This is a genomic window from Phytobacter diazotrophicus, from assembly GCF_052061655.1.
GTDB lineage: Bacteria > Pseudomonadota > Gammaproteobacteria > Enterobacterales > Enterobacteriaceae > Phytobacter > Phytobacter diazotrophicus.
Map to the genome: position 1 here is coordinate 3,880,765 of NZ_CM125428.1, position 22,139 is coordinate 3,902,903.

Below are 22,139 nucleotides of genomic sequence, written 5' to 3' on the forward strand. Positions count from 1 at the left end.
GAAAAAAGCGGGTTTAAAACCCGCTTTTTTTTATCCGTTATTCACCACAATGATGCCGCCATGATCGTAGCGGTAACGGCAATGGGCATACTCCAGCGGCGTGCCGTCCTCCAGATAAATCACCTGCTCCACTTCCAGCACCGGGTCCGTCTCGTCACAGTTCAGATATTCACGGTCCTCAACGCCAGGTTTCAGCGCGCGCACGATGCGATAAGACCCCATAATCTTGAGCGCCAGATCGTCCTGCACATAGCGAAACACCGAACTTTCCAGATGTCCACGGTTAAGCCCCGGCACCAGGTTTACCGGCATCAGGGTAAATTCCAGCGACACCGGCTCCCCTTCCAGCAGGCGTAAGCGATTAAAGTCGTAGACCGGCTCGTCTGGCCCCAGCAGTAGCGAGTCCTGCTCTTTTTCCGTCGGGAAACGCAGCTCGAATTTGATGATTTTACTGGTGACCTGGCCAACGTTTTCCCAGGTCTTAGTCGCACCGTAATAGTCGCTGCCCGGTAAATCCCAGCGGGAGAGTTGCATAAAATTCTTGCGTACAAAGGTGCCCAATCCTTTACGGGTATAGACCAGCCCTTCGACAATCAACTGACGCATCGCCTGCTGGATGGTCATGCGGCTGGTATTGAATTCAGCCGCAAGGGCAAACTGATCGGGCAATGGCTCATTGGACGAGTACTGCTGACTCAGGATCCGTTGTTTAATTTCGCGCGCAATAGAAATGTATTTCGACGCCATTGCCTTTCCTTCTTGTTATTCAGCTATCCCATTGTTTCTTAAGGCCACTCTCTCGGCTATTTTGAGGAAAGGCAGGTAGAAGAATACACCAAAGATGATGATTATCAACTGAACCACCACCGCCCGCCAGTCTCCCGCGGTCGCCAGCCAGGCGCTTAAAATGGGTGGTGTCGTCCACGGGATCATCACCACACAACGCGACATCCACCCCAGCGTGGTACACAGCCAGGCAAAGTAAATGCCGATGGCGGGCAGCAAAACAAAGGGGATCATCAGCGGCAGGTTAAAAACAATCGGCAGACCGAAGATAACCGGTTCGTTTATATTAAACAGGCCCGGCGAAATCGACAGCCGCGCCACCTGTTTCGCTGATTTCTGACGCGAGAAAATGAATATTGCCAGCAACAGGGAAATCGTACTGCCCGTCCCGCCAATCATGCCGAAGGTCGGCACAAAGATATTATTGATAATATGTGGAATCGGCTGACCATTAGCAAAGGCCAGCATATTCTCATTGGTGTTGATAAGCAGGAACGGTTCCAGAATCACCCCATTTACCACCGACTGATGAATCCCCAGGGTAAACAGGAAGTTGCCGAAGCTATAAATAAAAATGGTTCCTGGCAGGCTGGTGTTAATCAGCCGCAGCGGTTGCTGGATAAGCGTAGTGATCAGATGAATTAAATCGGTATGCAGTACATTAGCCAGTACGGCGGCGATCACCGCAAACGTCGACAGGGTGATTATGGTCGGAATCAGAGCGGAAAAGGATTTACCCACCGCCGGTGGTACATTTTCACCCAGTGAAATATTCAGCTTTTCGATGCTGGCGATGCGGATAAACAACTCCGTCGACAGTAAACCGATAATCACCCCGGCGAAAATGCCGGTGGAGCCGATATTGGCAAAAGAGAGCATCTGGCTGACGGTAACGGTCGCTTTCGCCCCGTCCGGCACCACCTCCAGATGCATCGGCATCATCATAATGTAGCTGGAGAGCGCGATAACCACCGCCGAAACCGGGTTATCAAAGTTGCGATTGCGCGCCAGCGACCAGGCGGTCATGGGGGCAATCAATAGTGCTGCAATGTTCAACGTACCGTTGATGACCGCTTCCCCCCAGACCTTGAAGCGCACTAACGTCTCGCCCTCCAGGATCCACGGGAACACCACGTTATTGACCAGAACCGCCAGGCCGGCAAGGATAAAAATCGGCATCACGGCGGCAAAGGCGTCCCTTAAGGAACGCAGATGAACCTGGTTGGCCAGGCGAGCGGAAAAATCGACGAACTTATCCACAAAAGACTGCATGTTCGCTGTTGTTTTTGTTTCAGGCATCATGGTCTCCCTTCGTTCGGCATCAAACGGTACGCTGCTGTTTACAGTTCGCGGCCGTTGCTGTGTATCACCTGTTTTAACCAGGCGTAGCTCCGTTTCGGCACGCGTTTTAGATCTTTAAGGTCATGGTTTTCACGATTGACGTAGACCACGCCATAACGCTTACGCATATCACCCTGTGAGCTGAGAATGTCGATAAGCCCCCAGCCGAGATAGCCCGCCACCTGCGCGCCATCTTCAAACATGGCGTCTTTCATCGCCTGCAGGTGGTCACGGTGATAGGCAATGCGGTAATCGTCATTAACAGGATTCACTCCGTCCCAGGTTTCAATCACGCCGATACCGTTTTCAATAGGGAAAACCGGCAAGCGCCAGTCGTTGTAGTAGCGGGTGATAATGGCGCGAAAACCGAGGGGGTCGATTTGCCAGTTCCATTCGGTAGCGTGCAGATACGGATTAGGCACATCGCCCTGTTGCAGGTAATAGTTCACCGGCGCGTCTGGTGCGATCGCATCGCTGTTAAGCGCCTTGCTGGCGTAATAGCTAAACGCCATATAGTCGCTTTTTACACGGGCAATGAGCGCCAGATCCTCAGCACGATAGATATCGCTAAAGCCTTCGCGCTCAACCACCGCCATCACCGCCGGGCTATAGCCCTGGCCGGCAAACACCCGCAGGAGATTCTGGTTGAGAAACTCGTCATATTGCTGGGCACAAAAGACATCGCGCGGTTTACAGGTCGCAGGATAGACAAGCTGATGGGCCAGCATACCGCCCATCAGTTTGCCGGGTTTAGTCTCATGCAGGTACTGGGTTAGCTGTACGTGGGCCATCATCACGTGATGCTGAATTTGATACAGCTCGCGCAACGTTTTGTCGCCATGAAAATAGCCGCTAACCCGAAACGCTTCCGGCATATGGTAGATATTCTGCTCGTTAAACGTCAGCCACCAGGTTACGCGATCGCCAAAGCAGTCGATCATCTTCTGCCCATAACGAACAAACGCGTCCAGCACGTGACGATCGGTAAAACCATTGTATTTTTCCGCCAGCGCCAGCGGCATATCGAAGTGGTACAGGCAGATCATCGGTTCGATGCCGTGAGCGAGTAGATCGTTGATAAAGCGATCGTAGAAGGCGATACCTTCCTCGTTGAACGCGCCGTCACCGTCCGGGCAGACACGGCTCCAGGATATCTGAAAGCGGTAGCAATTCATGCCCAAATCGCGCATGTAATCAAAATCTTCCTGATACCGATGGTAGGAATCGGTCGCGACTTTCCAGTCGGAAGCAAACTCGCTGGCTTCGCGAATGTCGTAAACCGATGGCCCCTTTCCACCTTCATTCCATGCCCCTTCAGTCTGCATACTGGAAACGGAATTTCCCCATAAAAAGCCTGGCGGCAGCGTTTTACTCATCTGGACATCTCCCTCATCTTATGACTAGTCATTTCGTGTATATGACTAGTCATATAGTCAAAGGTGAAAAGTCAGGCAAAACGAAAGGATCGTTTTTGTGAGCGGGATTGAGAAATTAGGTGGGAAGAAAAATCCCCGGTCAGCGACATGCCGCCGGGGAAAAATCAAAATGCGGGGTTACTTGTGGGCTAACTGGTTACGACGATATTCACCCTGGCGTTCGAGCATCCAGCCGGGATATTCGCGTGGCAACGCACTCACTGCATCAAGCTGGCGCAGCTCTTCTTCCGTTAAGCGAATATGGGTCGCGGCGATATTGTCCTCAAGCTGATCCGGGCGTTTAGCGCCGATGATCACGCTGCTTACTACCGGCTGATGCAGCAGCCAGGCCAGCGCTATCTGTGCGACAGAAACACCTTTTGCCTCGGCGATAACGCGCATCACGTCGATGCAGTCAAACGCGCGGTCTTTGTTCACCGGCGGGAAGTCAAACTCCAGACGACGACTGCCCTCTTCGCCCTTGCCATCGCGGCTGTATTTACCGCTAAGCAGGCCGCCCGCCAGCGGGCTCCAGACCATCAGGCCGACATTTTCGCTTTGCAACATCGGCGCCAGTTCACGCTCCAGGTCACGCCCGGCGATAGTGTAATAGGCCTGCAAGGACGCGAAACGCGCCAGCCCGAGCCGTTCAGATATGCCCAGTGCTTTGGCAATCTGCCACGCCGCCCAGTTGGATACGCCGATATAGCGGACATGCCCGTGTTGTACGAGGTTATCCAGCGCGTAGAGCATCTCTTCCATCGGCGTCGCCGGGTCAAAGCCGTGCAACTGATAGAGATCGATATGATCGAGCTGCATCCGTTTCAGGCTCTCTTTCACGCTGCCAATAATGTGATAGCGGGAACTGCCGCGCGAGTTCACCCCCGCCGTGCCGGTTTCGCCGAACACTTTGGTCGCCACCACCACATTTTCACGCGGCACCTTGAGGTTTTTCAGTGCCTGGCCGGTGATTTGCTCGGAGCGACCTTCGGAATAGACGTTAGCGGTATCGATAAAGTTGATGCCTGCGTCCAGCGCGCTGCCGACCAGCTTGTCCGCCTGCGCCTGATCCAGTTGCCCAATTTTGCCCCACATGCCGCCCTCACCACCGAACGTCATGGTGCCGAGGCACAGTTCAGAAACAAACAGACCGGTATTGCCGAGTTTTTGATAACGCATTTGGCGTCTCCTCACACTGTTAGTTGACGCAGATAGTTATACGCAATACGGCGTGCTGTGGAATGTGGCGATCCTGTCTGTTTCTTGCCCAATCCTCTAAACCTTATCCGCGCGGGGCATCGCCAAAGACAGAATATTCCGGCAAACGCACCTGCTGATAAGGCTCCCAGCCGCCGCCAAGCGCTTTATACAGCGCCACTAAATCCAGACTGCTCTGCACCCGCGCCTGCGCACGCTGCTGCTCCGCCTGCGCCAGTTGACGTTGGGCATCAAGCACATCGATAAAGCTGGCAATACCTTGCCGGTAACTGTCGCTGGCCAGCGTAAAGGCGTTATGCAGCGCATCAAGGGTTTTATCCAGACCGGCCTCGCGCTGCTGATCGGCGCGATAGCTGACCAGCGCATTTTCCACATCCCCCAGCGCTTCCAGCACCGTCTGGCGGTAATTGAGCACCGCCGCCCCCTGCTGCGCGCGGGCCAGTTTCACGCTGGAGACCAGCCGCCCGCCCTGAAAAATAGGGATAGAAATCTGCGGGCCGAAACTGTAGAAATGGCTGCTCCAGTCGGTGAGCCAGTCGGTCTCACTGTTACGCAAGCCAAACTGCCCGCTCAGCGTCAGGCTCGGGAAAAGCTGCGCGACAGAGACGCCAATTTGCGCCGTCGCGGCGTGTAATGACGCCTCTGCCTCACGAATATCCGGGCGTCTGCGGGCAAGCGTCGACGGAATGCCGGTTGAGACCAGCGCAGGCAGCTTCGGCAATGGCTGCACATTCCTGAGTTCGCTATCCAGCGCACCTGGCGGTTTGCCGAGCAAAATCGCCAGCGCATTCATGGCCTGACGCTCCTGGGCCTGATACTGCGGTAGTTGCGCTTCCAGGCTACCCACCTGGGCCCGGGCATTTTCAACGTCCATTTGCGGCGACAGCCCACTACGCTGGCGGTTATCCGTCAGGGTATAGGTTTGCTGCGCCGTCTCGATTTGCGTCTGCAAAGTGGAGATAACGCTTTGCGCGCCGCGCAGTTGCAGCCACGCACGCGCCACTTCCGCCTCCAGCGACACCAGCGCATCGTTACGCTGCTCAATCGCCTGCTGCTGCTGCGCCTGCGCCCCTTCAACCTGACGGCGCACTTTACCCCACAGATCCAACTCCCACTGCGCGTCGAAACTGCCCTGATAGAGGTTCACCGGCTGAGTTAATGCCCCCAGCGCCCCGGCGATTTGCGGGTCAACATTATCCAGTTGGCCGTAAACATCGTGGGATTTCAGCTCCCCTTCCAGCCCCAGTTGCTGGCGCGTGGCTTTGACGCTGCCGTTGACCGCCGGTAAAAATGCGCCGCCAGCCTGATTAATCTGTTCACGCGCCCCTGCGATACGTAGCACCGTTTGTTGCAACGAGAGATTCCCGGCGATAGCACGCTCAATCAGGCTATTAAGTTGCGGTGACTGAAAGGTGGTCCACCAGCGCGGGTTAACCGCCTGCGACACGGTCTGCGAGGCCACGGCTTTATCGCCCGGATCGTTCCAGTGCGTTGGGGTTTGCGGCGACGGCTGCTGGTAATCCGGACCCACACTACAGCCTGCCAGCCAAAGAGAGAGAAATGTCAGTGAAACACCACGCCTGGACATATTAATGTGCTCCTGCGCTGCCTTCGCTCTTAATCGGCGATAGCAGTAAACAAAAAGGAATCAATAACAGTGCGACAATACTGAGCAGTGTGAACACGTCGATATAGGCCAGAAAACGCGACTGCGCGATCATCGTTTTATACATCTGCCCCATCGCGGTATTCATCGGGTCACCCACCAGTGCAGTGAAATTGCGGATCGCCTGCGCTGATTCGCGCACCGCCAGTTGGAATTGTTCATTAAGCGGCGACATGTTATAGGCCAGATGCGCACTGTGCGCCTGCGACCGTTCGGTTATCGCCGCCGTGGAAAGCGAAATGCCCACCGATCCCGCGACATTGCGGAACATCGTGAACAGCGCGGCCGCATCGGCATTAAGCTGGCGAGGAATGGTAATAAAGGCAATGGTGGTCAGCGGCACAAACAGGAAGCCCAGGCCTATCGATTGCGCGCTGCGAAACAGCATCAGGGTTTCAAAATCGATATCCGGCGTCAGCGTACGCGACCACCAGAACGAGGCCGCGAGGCAGAAAAAGCCAAAGGCGATAATCCAGCGCGTTTGCACGATGGGCATCAGTTTGAGCACCAGCGGGATAGTCAGCACAATAAGTACCGCGCCCGGTGACAGTACCAGCCCGGACCAGGTAGCGGTGTAGCCCAGATCTTGCTGTGCCAGTTGTGGGATCACCACGGAGCTGCCATAGAGGATCATCGCCATACCCGCCATCAGCAGACTGGAGACAGCAAAGTTTTTATCTGCCATGCAGCGCAAATCCACCACCGGCTTTTTGGCATACAACAGCCAGTAAATCGCGCCGACAATCCCGACTGCCGTCAGTACAGCAAAAATGCGGGTAAAATCAGAGGCGAACCAGTCTTCATCTTCCCCACGGTCCAGCATCACCTGCAGGCAACCGAGTCCGAGGGCGATAAGGCCGATCCCCGGCCAGTCGATGGTCAACTTTTTGTCCGACTTACGCTCCCACGGCGGATCTTCCAGTAGCTGATAAATCGCGAGTACCGTGACAATACCCACCGGGATATTGATAAAAAAGACCCAGCGCCAGGAGTAGTTATCGGTGATCCAGCCGCCCAATGTTGGCCCCATTACGGGGGCAACAATGATGGCAATCGAAGAGAGGCCAAACGCTTTGCCGCGATCCTCAGGCTTGAAGTAATCCAGCAGCACCGACTGTTGCGTTGGCTGTAAGCCGCCGCCAAAAAAGCCCTGCAGCACGCGAAAAAGAATGATTTGCCACAGTTCCGTTGCGATACCGCACAAGAAGGAGCAAATCGTGAACATCACGATGCAAATCAGGAAAAACTGCTTGCGACCGAACACGCGGCTGAGAAATGCCGAAATGGGCAGCACGATACCATTGGCCACCAGATAACTGGTCAGCACCCAGGTGGATTCGTCGTAACTGGCAGAAAGCGAGCCGGCAACATGCGGCAGTGCGACGTTAACGATGGTGGTATCAAGGATCTCCATAAAGACCGCCAGCGTCACCACCCAGGCGACGGCCCATGGATTACTGGCCGGTCGCCAGTTTTCATGGCTAACGTCTGTCATTCCACGGTTACCTTCGGTTCAACTGACAGACCCAGCGGCAGCGGACGATTCGTATCCAACCCTTTATCAATGACGATTTTCACCGGTACACGCTGGACGATTTTGACAAAGTTACCGGTAGCGTTTTCGGACGGGAAAGCAGAGAACTTCGAGCCGCTCCCCTGCTGAATACTGTCAACGTGCCCTTCCAGCTCCAGATCCGGCCAGGCATCGACCTTCACCGTCACTTTATTGCCCGGACGCATGCGTTCAAGCTGTGACTCTTTGAAATTCGCCGTCACCCAGATTTGCGGTGAGACCAGCGAAAACAGCGCCGTACCCGCCTGCACCAGGGTGCCGGTTTGCACATTACGTTTGGTGACAAACCCGTCGAACGGCGCACGGACCTCAGTCCAGGAGAGATTCAGCTCGGCGGTTTCAAGCTGTGCTTTCGCCTGATCCACCTGACGCTGACGGGCCTCGACATTGGTCTCCTGCTGGCGAATCTGCAACTGCACCTGATCCGCCACTTCCAGTTGCGCCTGCGCGCTCGCCAGTTGTGCCTGCGCGCTGCGTAACTGCGCATTGGCGCTGTCGATATTTTGTTGCGTCGTGGCGCGAGGATCGACACCGCGCTGGCGTTTATAGGCAGCCTGTGCGTTAGCTAAATCCGCCTGCGCCTTCAGCACCTGCGCCCGCGCTTCGTCGCGCTGGGCCGGGTACTGCACTTTTGACAAATCCAGTTGTGCCTGCGCCTGGTGGAGCTGCGCCGTCGCCAGCCCAAGTTGCGCCTGCGCCTGATCGCGCTGCGCCGTGGCGTCACGGGGATCAATCACCACCAGCAGATCGCCCTTTTTCACCTGCTGGTTATCTTTTACACGCAGTTCAGTGACGTAGCCCGCCACTTTCGGCGCAATGGTGACCGCATCGCCGTCGGTGAACGCATCGTCTGTCGTCTCTTCATTGCGGGTCAGTAACCACCACACCAGCGCGACGACAACCATCACAATCACCACAATGCCGAGGATGATGAGGGGCTTTTTACCGGGGCGTTTGCGGTTTTGCGTCTCTTCTGTTTGAGTTTCCTGCCCGTTCTCAGGGGCGGTTGAATGTTCTGCCATAGTACGCAACAGTCCTGTCAGTGAACGGCGTCACAGTTACGCCGTTCACTAAACTTAGGCGGTCGCTATATATTTGCCAGGATAAACTGACAAATCAGCACTATCTGACCAGGAATAGTCCGTAGCCAACCAGCGCGGCCCACAGCAGCATGGGAAGGGAATAAACATGGAAGCGCCACCAGATGCGACGGTCATTCGCCATACGCAGCGCAATCAGATTCGCCAGTGAGCCGGGCAACAGGCCAAATCCACCGACATTGACCGCCCAGGCCAGCAGGGTGTCTGGCGGCACATAATTGAGCAGTAAAATGGTTGCGGGCACATTACTGATAAACTGCGACAGACCAATCGCCGTCAGCCACAGACCGGACGCCGAAAGCTGGCTGGTACTGGCAAGCAAATGGTGCAATGCGGGCAACTGGATCAGTAAATGCACGTCGATAAACATGGCGATAAACACTAGCAGCAACGTCCAGTCCACGCTTAGCACAACGCGTCTTGCGAGTAATAAGAAGCCCATGCCCACCACCACCAGTCCCCACAGCTCCTGTTTTAGCTCCAGCGCAGTGATAAAGACCAGGTAAAAGCCCAGGCAGCTCCAGACCAGCCTGGGTTGCCAGTCCGGGTTTTTAACGCCGCTATGGTAGTTAAGCGTCTTACTGGAAAAACAGAACCAGCACAGCACCAGCAGCGTCACCATCATCGCCAGCGCCAGGGGGGTCATCTGCCAGATAAAGGCCGGGAATGACATCCCGGAACGTCCCCAAATCAGGATATTTTGCGGGTTGCCAATGGGGGTTAACAACGAACCCGCGTTTACGGCCAGTGCCTCAAAAATGATCAACCGATTGACCGGGATTTCGCACAGTTTTTTTAAGGTGATGGTAAGCGGCACCACGATAAACAGCGCCACGTCATTGGTCAGGAAAGTGGAAAGGAGTGCCGCCGCCAGGACCATAAACATGGCCAGTTGCCGCTCGGTACGAAAACGCCGCACCATACGACGCCCCAGCACATCAAAATAGCCGCTCAGCTCCACGCCTTTCGTCAGCAGCATCAAACCGCTGAGGGTAATAATGGTGTGCCAGTCAATGGCACCGGGCCAGGTGGCAGGCGCAAAAGGAACAACAAAACAGAGACCCAGACCAATAACCAGCAGGAGGTGCAAAAAGCGATCGCGCAGCAATGCGCGAAAGAATGGAAGGTTCATTCGGACGGCAACCCTTGTTGCAAAGTGAACAGACGAAAACGCTCAAGCGTTTCTTCACTGACGTGGTGTTCCATTCCTTCCGCGTCACGGCGTGCAATCTCCGGGCTCACACCCAGCACCAGTAAAAAGCTTTCAACAATTTGATGGCGTTCGCGACTGGCCTGGGCGAGTCTCTCCCCTTCCGGCGTCAAAAATACCCCGCGCCAGGGAATTTGCTCAATCAGGCCTACTGTCGCCAGCCTTTTTAACATTTTTGCTACCGTTGGCTGAGAGACACCCAGCCGCGCGGCCATATCCACCTGGCGAGCTTCGCCCACTTCGCGGATTAAATCTGAAATCAATTCAACATAATCGTCGATCAGCTCGCGGCGATGCGCTTCGCGCACCTGACGAAAGCCTTCCACGTGCTCTTCAACATTTACCAGCGTCACTTTTTTTATTGTTTGCTTACCTGCGCGACGGTTCATTGTGCTTCCTCTGGGGGGTGACGCGATACCCGCATCATATAAGAGAAGGCACATTGTAAACCATAGGTGAACCAGCACAAAAAATTAACGTCTTAGCCATAGCTATAAAATATAGCCTGTGCTATATCTGTATGTAATACGTTCAACCGGGCATGGATGGTCGGTAGCGAACAAGTCAGTAAGGAGGTCAATATGAACGAATTTCAGAGGTGCATGAGCGTGTTTACTCACTCCCCGTTTAAAGTTCGTCTGCTGCTGCTGAACATGCTATGTGATATGTTTAACGGCAAGCCACAGAAAGACGATAAAACTTCTCATTAATGCGGCGTCGCGGTACGCCGCTTCATTTTTCCGTCACATTCTCCCGTTATAATCGGATTGCCCGCACATAATTTTCACTTATTTGTTTGATTTGCAACCGCCCTCCCAAAACGAGACGGTAGCAGGTGTTGACCTTCAGCACGGCTAACTTTATCTTTGCGCAGCCCTGCACAAATTGCGGCTCGCAGAAGCGGACCTCTTCCCCTCTCCACGCACTGTCCGGCAGGTTTTGACCCTTTCGCCAGGGTGAGCACATGGCGTTTTCGTGAAGTAATCTATGAGCATAATCCTTAAAGAATCCGTTGCCTTCCGCAGCCAGACGATCAATCCGTGGACAGGTTTCTACTTTCTCCAGTCAATGTTGATTAATTTTGCTCTTGGTTATGAATTTAGTGTTTTGTACGCCGTGGTCTTTACCTGTGCTCTGTGCGTGCTATGGCGACATGCGCCCCGGGCGCAAAAAATTGTCATCGGTATTACCTCGCTTGTCGCCGCCAGCTATTTCCCGTTTGGCCAGGCCTATGGCGCACCGAACTTTAATACCCTGCTGGCCCTGCACTCGACCAATATGGAAGAGTCGACGGAAATTCTGACTATTTTCCCGTGGCACCACTACGCTATCGGCGCGTTTATCTTTGCGATGGGTATTGTGTCAATGCGTCGCCGGGTAACGCAGCCGTCAACCCCGTGGCTGAAATGGGATACGCTCGGCGTGGTATTTTGCGTTGCGTCCTATTTTATTGGCCCGGTACAAAACCACTTCCGCGGCTTTGAGTTCAGACTCATCGATACCGGCGTTCCGGTGCTGCGCTTCGTGCGCGATGTGGCAGTGAACAACTACGAAGTGGTGAAAGAGCAGGAAAACATGGCGCAGCTCGCCAGCATGAAGGACACCTGGACTGTCCTTGGCGTCAAACCAAAGTATCACACCTATGTGGTGGTGATTGGCGAGAGTGTTCGCCGTGACGCGGCTGGCGCTTTTGGCGGCCACTGGAACAACACGCCGTTCGAAAGCCAGGCCAATGGCACTTTCTTTATGGATTACATCTCTGCCAGTGGCTCGACACAGAAATCACTGGGCCTGACGCTCAACCGAGTGGTCGATGATAAGCCGCAGTATCAGGATAACTTTGTCACCCTCGCAAACCGTGCAGGCTTCCAGACCTGGTGGTTCTCCAATCAGGGGCAAATTGGCGAGTATGACACCGCCATTGCCAGTATCGCAAAACGCGCGGATGAAGTGCAGTTCCTGAAAAGCGGTGATTTCGAAGCGGATAAAAACACCCGTGATGACGATCTGCTTAAGCTGACTAATCAGGTACTGGCCACCAAACGCAACCAGCCGCAGTTAATTGTGCTGCATCTGATGGGCTCACACCCTTCAACCTGCGAGCGCTCCGGCGGTAAATACAGCGAGTTCGTCCAGTCAAAAGAGACCTCTTGCTACCTCTATTCCATCACCGCAACAGATGAACTGCTGGGTAAACTCTACTCCCAACTGGTCGCCACGAATGACAGTTTCTCAATGGTCTACTTTTCTGACCATGGGCTGACATTCAGAGAGCGTGGGACGGATGTGCAATATCTGGCGCATGACGACCTGTTTAAACAAAACTTCCAGGTGCCGTTTATGGTGCTGTCGAGCGATGACACAAAGCATCGGGAGATTAAAGCGCGCCGTTCCGCGAACGATTTCCTGAGCTTCTTCTCGCAGTGGACGGGGATTACCACACAAGAGATTAAAAATTCTTACCCGTTCATGTCTGAGAAAAAAGCCGGGCCAGTCTACATTACCAACTTTAAGTTACAGAAAATTGACTACGACCGCCTGGCGACCGATGTTTTCGATACGCGCCGTTAATCGATTTACTGAATAGCAGGCAAAAAAAAATCCGCCCCTTGAGGCGGATTTTTTATTGCCTGCCGAATTAGAAACGGTAGCCGACGCCTGCGATCCAGGTGCCTACGTCAACGCTACGAATGCGAGACTGCTCGTAGGAGAAGTCCAGTGCAACGTTTTCCATCGGGTTGAACTGCAGACCCGCGCCGTAGGAGAAACCGTAGTCGCTGGTATCGGAAGTTTTAGCAGTGTCAACGGTCTGCTGGAATTTACCGTAGCCAACACCCACAACACCGTAGATGCTTGCCCAGTCGTTCAGACGGTAAGCCGGACCTGCAGTGATACCGTAGTACTGGCCTTTGTTATAGACGCCATCTTCAGTGCGATCTTTTTCAGTGTACGTGAAGGAGCCAATAACACCCAGCGGGTTGTTGTCCTGCTCGTAGCGGTATTTCAGGTTGAAGCCGTTTGCTTTGTTCGCTACACCCTGAGCGTCGCTCTGTGCGTAACCACCGGTAACAGTGGAAGTAGCTGCAAAAGCGGAACCTGCGGATACCGCCAGAACAGCGGCCAGTGCTGAAAGACATGCAATTTTTTTCATAACCACCTCAAATGTGCTTCAAGTAAATCCTAAGTTTTAAATATATCAAAAATTGTTAAGAAACTCTTTGGGATAAACGATGTCTAATGGCCCATTTCATGTAACAGAACATTTCATAAGCTTACTAACTCTTTCATTAAACGGTCATTTTTCCGCAGGACATGCCATTATGAAGCGTGTTACCCGGCATGTTCATCCAGATTATTCCTAATCGGACAGGTTAATTAACCATCAACTGTCATCTATTTTACGTATTTTTAGCCGCTGTTTTTCAACAAAGTCTCAACCAGCCGGGGCTATTTCAAGTAGACTGCAGGTTTTACCTTGATTGACATAATTTGACAGGAGAAAGGATGCCTGGGTCGTCTCGTAAGATACCGGTTTGGTTATCTGTGGTGGTGTTGCTCATTGCGATGTGTTCGATACAGGGGGGCGCATCACTGGCAAAATCGCTATTTCCGATAGTGGGCGCACCGGGAATGACCGCGCTCCGTCTGGCACTGGGTACGCTGATTCTGGTGGTTATCTTTAAACCCTGGCGTCTGCGTTTTACCCGCGAACAGCGCCTCCCCCTTCTGGCCTATGGTTTATCGCTGGGGGCGATGAACTACATGTTTTATCTCTCTATTCAGACTATACCTCTAGGTATTGCGGTTGCGCTGGAGTTCGTCGGCCCCCTGTCCGTTGCCCTTTTTGGCTCCCGTCGCCCCATTGATTTTCTGTGGGTCATTCTGGCGGTGCTCGGTCTGTGGTATTTATTACCGCTTGGTGACAATGTTTCCCATGTCGATTTAACCGGCGCGGCATATGCGCTCGGCGCAGGCGCATGCTGGGCTGTATATATTATTTCTGGTCATAAGGCCGGGGAAGAACATGGTCCGGCAACCGTTGCACTGGGTTCATTAATAGCCGCGCTGGTTTTTGTACCTTTAGGCACTTTCCAGTCCGGCGCTCTATTATGGCAATGGTCTGTGCTACCGCTGGGAATAGCGGTCGCAATATTATCGACCGCACTGCCTTATTCGCTGGAAATGATTGCCCTCACCCGGTTACCGACGCGCACCTTTGGGACACTGATGAGCATGGAACCCGCCCTGGCGGCAGTATCAGGCATGATCTTCTTGAGCGAAACGCTTTCCCTTCAACAGGTTGCCGCGCTGATGTGCATTGTGATTGCCTCAATAGGCTCAACCATGACGCTACGCAGAGAAGTCAAAGTCGAGAAGGTGGAGATAGGATAATAATTATTATTCAGCATGGTTATCGTATCATGCTGAATAAGCATTCATGTCAATAAAACCTGTTTCATTGCGATAAATTGTCACACTTCAATATATATTCTTACATCCCAAACCCACGTTTCCGATTATTTATACGCATCGCGAATGGCGAAATAATAATTATTACTCTCCAGTATAGATGTATGTTTATCGCTGCTATTGAACCGATAGGTATATCCAAAACAGCAATCAAAAATCTGGTGCTATACTTAGTTTCGATAATTACCTGGGACACAAACATCAAGAGGATATGAGATTATGAGTACCGCTAAACTGGTTAAAACGAAAGCGTCTAATCTGCTTTATACCCGTAACGATGTATCAGACAGCGATAAAAAAGCGACTATCGAGTTGCTTAATCGCCAGGTGATCCAGTTCATTGACCTGTCACTGATCACAAAACAGGCCCACTGGAATATGCGCGGTGCTAACTTCATCGCCGTCCATGAAATGCTCGACGGCTTCCGTACTGCCCTTGTTGATCACCTTGATACCATGGCAGAGCGTGCCGTGCAGTTAGGTGGTGTCGCACTGGGCACAACGCAGGTCATCAACAGTAAAACGGCACTGAAAAGTTACCCGCTGGACATTCACAGTGTCCAGGATCACCTGAAAGAACTGGCTGACCGTTATGCTATCGTCGCGAACGATGTACGCAAAGCCATCAGCGAAGCAAAAGATGAAGATACCGCAGATATCTTTACCGCTGCTTCACGCGACCTGGATAAATTCCTGTGGTTTATCGAATCCAACATCGAATAAGCTCTGTCGCTAATATAAATACTTCAGATGACCCCTTTGCCGCCCCGGCAAAGGGGTTTGCACTTTTATGGTGCATCATTTTGTTCTTCCCCACCCGAAAGACCATCAGACTGTTATCATCACTTCACAAAATTGTTAAGAAAAGATTGTTAAATGGTGCATTCCTGCGCTAAATAATCGTGTTTTCTGTGCAGACGTTAATACGCACCAATATGAAGCCCCAAAATGGTGCATAATATCACTTGCGCTTCGTTCAGGGCACAGATTCAGAAGATCGCCTCTTTACAAAACAACAGGTTGTAAACCTGGCATGATTTTTTCATACTGCGTACGTTCTCGCAGGGGATCGCCCCGTGGATATAAAAGGAAAAACTATGAAGTCTGTATTCAAACTTTCCCTGGCTACACTCGCTCTCGCGTTTGCTGTTTCTTCCCAGGCTGCAAACAAACTGGTTGTCGCAACCGACACCGCATTCGTTCCTTTCGAATTCAAGCAGGGTGACAAATACGTTGGTTTCGACGTTGATCTGTGGGCCGCTATCGCGAAAGAACTGAAACTGGATTACGAGTTAAAGCCGATGGATTTCAGCGGCATCATCCCGGCTCTGCAAACTAAAAACGTTGACCTGGCGCTGGCCGGTATCACCATCACAGAAGAACGTAAGAAAGCGGTTGAGTTCTCTGATGGCTACTACAAAAGCGGCCTGATGGTGATGGTTAAAGCCAATAACAACGACGTAAAAAGCGTAAAAGATCTCGACGGTAAAGTGGTTGCCGTGAAGAGCGGTACCGGTTCTGTTGATTACGCGAAAGCGAATATCAAAACCAAAGACCTGCGTCAGTTCCCGAACATCGACAACGCATACATGGAACTGGGCACCAACCGTGCTGATGCGGTCCTGCACGATACCCCGAACATTCTCTATTTCATCAAAACCGCAGGTAACGGTCAGTTCAAAGCGGTAGGTGATTCACTGGAAGCACAGCAGTACGGTATCGCGTTCCCGAAAGGTAGCGACGAACTGCGTGAAAAAGTGAACGGCGCGCTGAAAACGCTGCGCGATAACGGTACTTACAACGAAATCTATAAAAAATGGTTCGGTACCGAGCCTAAATAATATTTTGTTCTGTGCGGTAGTGTTGCCCGGCAGCGCTAAGCTTACCGGGCCTACGTAAGCAGACTTATCACCCGTAGGCCGGGAAACCGGCACTATGGGTGTTTGTATATTTCCACCACGGTTTACAGGAATTCATCATGCAGTTTGACTGGAGTGCCATTTGGCCTGCCATTCCGCTTCTGATTGAAGGCGCAAAAATGACGCTTTGGATCTCGGTCCTCGGCTTAGTTGGCGGCTTGATTATTGGACTGGCGGCAGGTTTCGCACGCACCTTTGGCGGCTGGATCGCCAACCACATCGCACTCGTTTTTATTGAGATTATTCGCGGTACCCCGATTGTTGTTCAGGTGATGTTTATCTACTTCGCCCTGCCCATGGCATTCAACGATTTGCGTATCGACCCCTTTAGCGCCGCTGTTATCACCATCATGATTAACTCGGGCGCGTATATCGCGGAAATCACCCGCGGTGCGGTACTGTCTATTCATAAAGGTTTTCGTGAAGCAGGCCTGGCGCTGGGGCTGTCTAAGGGTGAAACCATCCGCCACGTTATCCTGCCACTGGCGCTGCGTCGTATGCTGCCACCGCTGGGTAACCAGTGGATCATCAGCATTAAAGACACTTCTCTGTTTATTGTTATCGGCGTCGCCGAGCTGACCCGTCAGGGCCAGGAGATCATCGCCGGCAACTTCCGCGCCCTGGAAATCTGGAGTGCCGTTGCGGTTGTTTATCTGATCATCACCCTGGTGCTGAGCTTTATTTTGCGTCGTCTTGAAAGAAGGATGAAAATCCTGTGATTGAATTTAAAAATGTCTCCAAGCACTTTGGTCAAACCCAGGTGCTGCATAACATCGACCTGAACATTACCCAGGGCGAAGTGGTGGTGATTATCGGGCCGTCGGGCTCAGGTAAATCTACCCTGCTGCGCTGCATCAACAAGCTCGAAGAGATCACCAGCGGTGAGTTGATTGTTGATGGCCTGAAAGTGAACGATCCCAAAGTTGACGAGCGTCTGATCCGTCAGGAAGCCGGGATGGTGTTTCAGCAGTTTTATCTGTTCCCACACCTGACCGCGCTGGAAAACGTTATGTTTGGTCCGCTGCGCGTGCGCGGTGCGAAAAAAGACGAAGCCGAGAAACTGGCAAAAGAGCTGCTGGCGAAAGTCGGCCTTGCCGAGCGTGCGCATCACTATCCGTCTGAGTTGTCCGGCGGCCAACAGCAACGTGTGGCTATCGCCCGCGCGCTGGCGGTAAAACCGAAGATGATGCTGTTTGATGAACCGACCTCCGCACTTGACCCGGAGCTGCGCCATGAGGTGCTGAAAGTCATGCAGGATCTGGCCGAAGAAGGGATGACGATGGTTATCGTGACGCACGAAATCGGTTTTGCCGAAAAAGTGGCCTCTCGTCTGATCTTCATTGATAAAGGTCGCATTGCCGAAGACGGCAATCCACAGACACTTATCGAGAACCCGCCAAGCCCGCGCTTGCAGGAATTCTTGCAGCACGTCTCCTGAGTTATCTCTACCCTCTTCCCGTCGGGAAGAGGGTTATCTCCCCTTATCCCCGGATTTATCTCATTTCCTTCGACGCATTTCCCGGCATCTATACTTATCATTTTGCTGGACTTTCTCGCCGGAGGCACCCATGCCGTGGATCCTGTTACTCATCAGTCTTATTTGGCTGCCCGCTCAGGCGGCTGGTATTCCCGGCGTCACAACCGGGGCCACGAGCACACAGCCCACCGCCGAAACCCCAACCCCCGATATTGAGCAGAAAAAAGCCGCCTATGCCGCGCTGGCCGATGTGCTGGATAACCAGCAATCACGCCAGGAGCTGATTGACCAACTGCGCAAAGTCGCAGCGACACCGCCACAGGAACCCGTTCCCGTCATTACGCCACCACAAATCGTTGAGCAAAAAACGGTACTTGAGAACGTTACTGAAGTCAGCAGCCACTATGGTGAGGAGTTCGCCTCGCGGTTTGCTCAACTCTATCGCAACATTACCGGCTCTCCGCATAAGGCGTTTAACCCGGAAACCTTTACCAGTGCCGCCGGACATTTTTTACTGCTCGCCCTGCTGGTGTTCGCCTTTTGGCTTCTGGTGCGCCTTGCCGTGATGCCGTTGTACCGCAAAATGGGCTACTGGGGGCGTAATAAAAACCGTGAGCGCAATAACTGGTTACAACTCCCGGCGATGATTATCGGGGCGTTTATCGTTGACCTGCTTTTGCTGGCGCTAACGCTATTTGTCGGTCAGATACTTAGCGCCAATCTGAATAACGGAAACCGGACCATCGCTTTTCAGCAAAGCCTGTTTTTAAATGCTTTTGCTCTGATTGAATTCTTTAAAGCCATCCTGAGGCTTATCTTCAGTCCACGCATTCCGGAGCTGCGCCCATTTCGTATCGAGGACGACACTGCCCGCTACTGGCATCTGCGACTCAGTGCGCTGAGCAGCCTCATCGGCTACGGCTTGCTTGTTGCCGTCCCAATTATCTCCAATCAGGTGAATGTGCAGGTAGGCGCGCTGGCTAACGTGACCATCATGCTCTGTATTACCGTCTGGGCGCTGTATCTGATCTTTCGCAATAAGCGCATCATCCAGCATAACCTGATCCATCTGGCGGATCATTCACTCGCCTTCTTTAGCCTGTTTATTCGCGCTTTTGCGCTTATCTGGCACTGGCTCGCCAGCGCTTACTTCATCGTACTGTTCTTCTTCTCACTCTTTGATCCCGGCAACAGCCTGAAATTTATGATGGGAGCGTCATTGCACAGTGTGGCGATTTTAAGCATCGCGGCGTTTCTTTCCGGCATGCTGTCGCGCTGGATTAATAAGACCATCACCCTGTCACCGCAGGTGCAGCGTAACTACCCGGAACTGCAAAAGCGGCTTAACGGCTGGCTTTCTGCGTCGATGAAAGCGGCACGTATCCTCATTGTTTGCGCTACCGTACTGCTGTTGCTCAACGCCTGGGGCCTGTTCGATTTCTGGTACTGGCTGACCTATGGCGCAGGCGAAAAAGCGGTTGATATTATTATTCGCATTGCCCTGATTCTGTTTTTCTCTGCCGTGGGCTGGACGGTGCTGGCAAGCATTATCGAAAACCGCCTAGCCTCCGATATTCACGGCAGGCCGCTTCCCAGCGCGCGTACCCGTACGCTGTTAACCCTCTTCCGTAACGCGCTGGCCGTGGTGATCAGCACCATCACGGTGATGATTGTGCTCTCAGAGATAGGCGTTAATATCGCGCCGCTGCTGGCGGGTGCCGGGGCTCTGGGTCTGGCGATCTCTTTCGGTTCGCAAACCCTGGTGAAAGATATTATTACCGGCATCTTTATTCAGTTTGAAAATGGGATGAACACTGGAGATCTCGTGACCATTGGCCCGCTCACCGGTACGGTTGAACGGATGTCGATTCGTTCAGTTGGCGTACGCCAGGATACCGGGGCGTACCATATTATTCCGTGGTCATCGATAACCACTTTTGCCAACTTCGTGCGCGGGATCGGTTCGGTTGTCGCCAACTATGATGTGGATCGCCACGAAAACACGGAAAAAGCGAATCAGGCGTTGAAAGATGCGGTCGCGGAGTTGATGGAGATGGAGGATATTCGCGGGCTGATTATTGGCGAACCTACATTTGCCGGGCTGGTCGGACTGACCAATACCGCGTTTACGCTGAGGGTGACATGCACCACGCTACCGCTCAAACAGTGGACAGTGCGCTTTGCGCTGGACAGCATGGTGAAAAAACACTTCGATTTAGCCGATGTTCGCGCGCCGGTACAAACTTACCAGATACTGCCCATGCCGGGCAGTATCCCTGCGCCACAAGCGGTTAACGCGCCGCAGCCGCCTGTTGAACCTGCGCCTTAAAGCGGGTTTGCGCCCAGCGCTTGCGCTGGGCCTCATCCTGAAATGTCCAGGCGATAAAGCGGCTCTGCTTCTGCCCTTGTGACATCTCTTTTTTCACCACGTTAACGGCACCGGCCTGGGTTAGCGCGCGATATAGCGGCGGTAAATTATCACCACGAGAAACCAGCGAGGTAAACCAAAGAACCTGCCGCGCGAACTGTTTGCTCTCATCAATCATCTTGCTGATAAACGCCACTTCCCCGCCTTCGCACCACAGCTCCTGTTGCTGGCCGCCGAAGTTGAGCGCCGCGTCATTATCAAGCCCAAGATTGCGGCGTTTACGCTCACTGCCCGCCTGCGCAGCCTGCGCGCTGTCATGAAAAGGTGGGTTACAGAGCGTGGCATCATACTGCTCATTTTTATGGATGATGCCCGCCAGGATCGCCGCCGGATCTTTTTGTCGACGTAAACGCACTGAACGGCTCAGGCCTGGATTGGCATTGATAATTGCCTGCGCGCTGGCGAATGCGGCATTGTCGACTTCGCTGCCGGTGAAGCGCCAGCCATATTCATGGGCGCCAATCAGCGGATAGATACAGTTTGCCCCGGTGCCGATATCCAGCACGCTGGCCTGCGACGGAACAGCCCCGCCCGTGTCCTGGGCGAGCAAATCGGCAAGATGGTGAATATAGTCGGCGCGACCTGGAACGGGTGGGCAAAGAAAGCCCGGCGGAATATCCCACTCTTTTACGCCATAAAAGTGCGCCAGCAGCGCTTTATTCAGCGCTTTCACGGCCAGGGGATCGGCAAAATTAACCGTCGGTTCGCCCGCCGGACTGGTAATCATAAATTCACGCAATGGGGGCATCGTGGCGCAAAGGGCGTCAAGATCGTAGCGGCTATTGTGACGGTTACGCGGGTGCAATCCCGGCTTCTGGGCTTTCATGTCTTTCTCCTGTTGGCAGCGGCGTAAGATACCCGTTGACGGCGGCAGGGTAAATAAGTGAGGCTAAAGAAACTCGCTTCCCAAAGGGACTCGCAATGTATTTTTACGAACCGTCTCAAGGCCATGGCCTGCCCCACGACCCGCTCAATGCGATTATCGGCCCACGGCCTATCGGCTGGATCTCCTCGCTCGATGGCGAAGGGCGACAGAATCTCGCCCCGTACAGCTTCTTTAACTGTTTCAATTACCGCCCGCCTATTATCGGCTTTGCCAGCAGCGGCTGGAAAGACAGCGTACGCAATATTTGTGAGACCAAAGAGTTCGTCTGGAATCTGACGACCCGTGCGCTGGCGGAGCGAATGAACGAGACATCCGCCTCACTCCCGCATGGGGAAGATGAGTTCGCCTTTAGCGGCCTGACCCCGCTTGCCAGCCGCATTATTAAAGCGCCGCGTGTCGCAGAAAGCCCAGTGCATTTTGAGTGCCGCCTGTCTCAGTGCATTCAACTGACCAAAGCAAACGGTGAGGCGCTGGATAGCTGGCTGGTACTGGGTGAGGCGGTTGCCATTCATATTGATGAATCCCTGCTTGAAAATGGCATCTACCAGACGGCCAAAGCGCAGCCGATCCTGCGTGCGGGTGGCCCGACGGCCTATTACACCGTTACCGACGCGCAGCGTTTTGATATGCGTCGTCCGGATGATCGCTAA

20 protein-coding genes are annotated in these 22,139 nt (G+C 53.3%); 9 read left to right on the plus strand and 11 right to left on the minus strand.

Annotated features, from left to right (window positions below; all coding sequences use genetic code 11):
* Positions 1–30 precede the first annotated feature (30 nt).
* The 9 genes from ACS0RQ_RS18925 to mntR all read right to left on the minus strand — a co-directional run bounded on the left by ACS0RQ_RS18925 (position 31) and on the right by mntR (position 10,698).
* Positions 31–747 carry a GntR family transcriptional regulator gene (locus ACS0RQ_RS18925; protein ID WP_039077190.1) on the minus strand — a complete coding sequence of 239 codons (717 nt, stop codon included), beginning with the start codon at positions 745–747 and terminating at the stop codon, positions 31–33.
* A 15-nt stretch (positions 748–762) separates the two neighbouring features.
* Positions 763–2,085, minus strand: coding sequence for a PTS sugar transporter subunit IIC (locus tag ACS0RQ_RS18930; RefSeq protein WP_071195620.1), 1,323 nt, complete (start codon positions 2,083–2,085; stop codon positions 763–765).
* A 41-nt stretch (positions 2,086–2,126) separates the two neighbouring features.
* The gene (locus tag ACS0RQ_RS18935; RefSeq protein WP_271849839.1) at positions 2,127–3,503 is read right to left on the minus strand and encodes a glycoside hydrolase family 1 protein; all 1,377 of its coding nucleotides are present in this window, start codon (positions 3,501–3,503) and stop codon (positions 2,127–2,129) included.
* Between the two features lie 177 nt (positions 3,504–3,680).
* Complete coding sequence (locus tag ACS0RQ_RS18940; RefSeq protein WP_271849840.1) at positions 3,681–4,721, minus strand: aldo/keto reductase; 1,041 nt, start codon at positions 4,719–4,721, stop codon at positions 3,681–3,683.
* 103 nt (positions 4,722–4,824) lie between these two features.
* Complete coding sequence (locus ACS0RQ_RS18945) at positions 4,825–6,348, minus strand: efflux transporter outer membrane subunit (RefSeq protein ID WP_271849841.1); 1,524 nt, start codon at positions 6,346–6,348, stop codon at positions 4,825–4,827.
* A 1-nt stretch (position 6,349) separates the two neighbouring features.
* Entirely contained in the window at positions 6,350–7,921 is a 1,572-nt protein-coding gene (locus ACS0RQ_RS18950) for a DHA2 family efflux MFS transporter permease subunit (protein ID WP_071195617.1), read from the minus strand.
* Positions 7,918–9,021: an HlyD family secretion protein gene (locus ACS0RQ_RS18955; RefSeq protein ID WP_103245799.1), complete on the minus strand. Its 1,104-nt coding sequence runs from the start codon at positions 9,019–9,021 to the stop codon at positions 7,918–7,920. Before ACS0RQ_RS18955 ends, ACS0RQ_RS18950 begins: the two co-directional genes overlap by 4 nt.
* A gap of 100 nt (positions 9,022–9,121) precedes the next feature.
* A complete protein-coding gene (locus tag ACS0RQ_RS18960; protein WP_271849842.1) occupies positions 9,122–10,231 on the minus strand; it encodes an anion transporter in 1,110 nt (369 codons plus the stop codon).
* The gene (mntR, locus tag ACS0RQ_RS18965) at positions 10,228–10,698 is read right to left on the minus strand and encodes a manganese-binding transcriptional regulator MntR (protein ID WP_039077198.1); all 471 of its coding nucleotides are present in this window, start codon (positions 10,696–10,698) and stop codon (positions 10,228–10,230) included. Before mntR ends, ACS0RQ_RS18960 begins: the two co-directional genes overlap by 4 nt.
* A 192-nt stretch (positions 10,699–10,890) precedes the next feature.
* On the opposite strand from mntR, the gene mntS reads away from it, so the two are divergent.
* Complete coding sequence (gene mntS / locus ACS0RQ_RS18970) at positions 10,891–11,019, plus strand: manganase accumulation protein MntS (protein WP_039077199.1); 129 nt, start codon at positions 10,891–10,893, stop codon at positions 11,017–11,019.
* Between the two features lie 277 nt (positions 11,020–11,296).
* On the plus strand, positions 11,297–12,880 hold the full coding sequence (locus tag ACS0RQ_RS18975) for a phosphoethanolamine transferase (RefSeq protein WP_271849843.1): 1,584 nt from the start codon (positions 11,297–11,299) through the stop codon (positions 12,878–12,880).
* Between the two features lie 67 nt (positions 12,881–12,947).
* Here the strand turns inward: ACS0RQ_RS18975 and ompX are convergent, their stop codons facing one another.
* A complete protein-coding gene (gene ompX, locus ACS0RQ_RS18980; protein ID WP_039077201.1) occupies positions 12,948–13,460 on the minus strand; it encodes an outer membrane protein OmpX in 513 nt (170 codons plus the stop codon).
* A 353-nt stretch (positions 13,461–13,813) separates the two neighbouring features.
* Here ompX and rhtA point away from each other — a divergent pair, with 353 nt between their 5' ends.
* From rhtA to ybiO, 6 genes are all read left to right on the plus strand, one after another.
* Positions 13,814–14,701 (plus strand): threonine/homoserine exporter RhtA, encoded by an 888-nt coding sequence (gene rhtA, locus ACS0RQ_RS18985; protein ID WP_071195614.1) that lies wholly within the window; start codon positions 13,814–13,816, stop codon positions 14,699–14,701.
* 297 nt (positions 14,702–14,998) lie between these two features.
* Positions 14,999–15,502, plus strand: coding sequence for a DNA starvation/stationary phase protection protein Dps (gene dps / locus ACS0RQ_RS18990; RefSeq protein ID WP_039077203.1), 504 nt, complete (start codon positions 14,999–15,001; stop codon positions 15,500–15,502).
* A gap of 374 nt (positions 15,503–15,876) precedes the next feature.
* A complete protein-coding gene (glnH, locus tag ACS0RQ_RS18995) occupies positions 15,877–16,620 on the plus strand; it encodes a glutamine ABC transporter substrate-binding protein GlnH (protein WP_039077204.1) in 744 nt (247 codons plus the stop codon).
* A gap of 137 nt (positions 16,621–16,757) precedes the next feature.
* Positions 16,758–17,417 carry a glutamine ABC transporter permease GlnP gene (gene glnP, locus ACS0RQ_RS19000; RefSeq protein WP_071195613.1) on the plus strand — a complete coding sequence of 220 codons (660 nt, stop codon included), beginning with the start codon at positions 16,758–16,760 and terminating at the stop codon, positions 17,415–17,417.
* Positions 17,414–18,136, plus strand: coding sequence for a glutamine ABC transporter ATP-binding protein GlnQ (gene glnQ / locus ACS0RQ_RS19005; protein ID WP_039077206.1), 723 nt, complete (start codon positions 17,414–17,416; stop codon positions 18,134–18,136). Before glnP ends, glnQ begins: the two co-directional genes overlap by 4 nt.
* A gap of 130 nt (positions 18,137–18,266) precedes the next feature.
* Positions 18,267–20,504 carry a mechanosensitive channel protein gene (gene ybiO, locus ACS0RQ_RS19010; RefSeq protein ID WP_271849844.1) on the plus strand — a complete coding sequence of 746 codons (2,238 nt, stop codon included), beginning with the start codon at positions 18,267–18,269 and terminating at the stop codon, positions 20,502–20,504.
* Here the strand turns inward: ybiO and rlmF are convergent.
* Complete coding sequence (rlmF, locus tag ACS0RQ_RS19015) at positions 20,467–21,429, minus strand: 23S rRNA (adenine(1618)-N(6))-methyltransferase RlmF (protein WP_039077208.1); 963 nt, start codon at positions 21,427–21,429, stop codon at positions 20,467–20,469. The two genes, ybiO and rlmF, sit on opposite strands and share 38 nt — an antisense overlap.
* Positions 21,430–21,524: 95 nt before the next feature.
* On the opposite strand from rlmF, the gene ACS0RQ_RS19020 reads away from it, so the two are divergent.
* On the plus strand, positions 21,525–22,139 hold the full coding sequence (locus tag ACS0RQ_RS19020) for a flavin reductase family protein (RefSeq protein WP_039077209.1): 615 nt from the start codon (positions 21,525–21,527) through the stop codon (positions 22,137–22,139).

What these genes read in the sequence shown, in the direction of transcription:
- ACS0RQ_RS18925 (WP_039077190.1), bottom strand. Translation starts at nt 747, where the DNA reads ATGGCGTCGAAATACATTTCTATTGCGCGCGAAATTAAACAACGGATC.
- ACS0RQ_RS18930 (WP_071195620.1), bottom strand. Translation starts at nt 2,085, where the DNA reads ATGCCTGAAACAAAAACAACAGCGAACATGCAGTCTTTTGTGGATAAG.
- ACS0RQ_RS18935 (WP_271849839.1), bottom strand. Translation starts at nt 3,503, where the DNA reads ATGAGTAAAACGCTGCCGCCAGGCTTTTTATGGGGAAATTCCGTTTCC.
- ACS0RQ_RS18940 (WP_271849840.1), bottom strand. Translation starts at nt 4,721, where the DNA reads ATGCGTTATCAAAAACTCGGCAATACCGGTCTGTTTGTTTCTGAACTG.
- ACS0RQ_RS18945 (WP_271849841.1), bottom strand. Translation starts at nt 6,348, where the DNA reads ATGTCCAGGCGTGGTGTTTCACTGACATTTCTCTCTCTTTGGCTGGCA.
- ACS0RQ_RS18950 (WP_071195617.1), bottom strand. Translation starts at nt 7,921, where the DNA reads ATGACAGACGTTAGCCATGAAAACTGGCGACCGGCCAGTAATCCATGG.
- ACS0RQ_RS18955 (WP_103245799.1), bottom strand. Translation starts at nt 9,021, where the DNA reads ATGGCAGAACATTCAACCGCCCCTGAGAACGGGCAGGAAACTCAAACA.
- ACS0RQ_RS18960 (WP_271849842.1), bottom strand. Translation starts at nt 10,231, where the DNA reads ATGAACCTTCCATTCTTTCGCGCATTGCTGCGCGATCGCTTTTTGCAC.
- mntR (WP_039077198.1), bottom strand. Translation starts at nt 10,698, where the DNA reads ATGAACCGTCGCGCAGGTAAGCAAACAATAAAAAAAGTGACGCTGGTA.
- mntS (WP_039077199.1), top strand. Translation starts at nt 10,891, where the DNA reads ATGAACGAATTTCAGAGGTGCATGAGCGTGTTTACTCACTCCCCGTTT.
- ACS0RQ_RS18975 (WP_271849843.1), top strand. Translation starts at nt 11,297, where the DNA reads ATGAGCATAATCCTTAAAGAATCCGTTGCCTTCCGCAGCCAGACGATC.
- ompX (WP_039077201.1), bottom strand. Translation starts at nt 13,460, where the DNA reads ATGAAAAAAATTGCATGTCTTTCAGCACTGGCCGCTGTTCTGGCGGTA.
- rhtA (WP_071195614.1), top strand. Translation starts at nt 13,814, where the DNA reads ATGCCTGGGTCGTCTCGTAAGATACCGGTTTGGTTATCTGTGGTGGTG.
- dps (WP_039077203.1), top strand. Translation starts at nt 14,999, where the DNA reads ATGAGTACCGCTAAACTGGTTAAAACGAAAGCGTCTAATCTGCTTTAT.
- glnH (WP_039077204.1), top strand. Translation starts at nt 15,877, where the DNA reads ATGAAGTCTGTATTCAAACTTTCCCTGGCTACACTCGCTCTCGCGTTT.
- glnP (WP_071195613.1), top strand. Translation starts at nt 16,758, where the DNA reads ATGCAGTTTGACTGGAGTGCCATTTGGCCTGCCATTCCGCTTCTGATT.
- ybiO (WP_271849844.1), top strand. Translation starts at nt 18,267, where the DNA reads ATGCCGTGGATCCTGTTACTCATCAGTCTTATTTGGCTGCCCGCTCAG.
- rlmF (WP_039077208.1), bottom strand. Translation starts at nt 21,429, where the DNA reads ATGAAAGCCCAGAAGCCGGGATTGCACCCGCGTAACCGTCACAATAGC.
- ACS0RQ_RS19020 (WP_039077209.1), top strand. Translation starts at nt 21,525, where the DNA reads ATGTATTTTTACGAACCGTCTCAAGGCCATGGCCTGCCCCACGACCCG.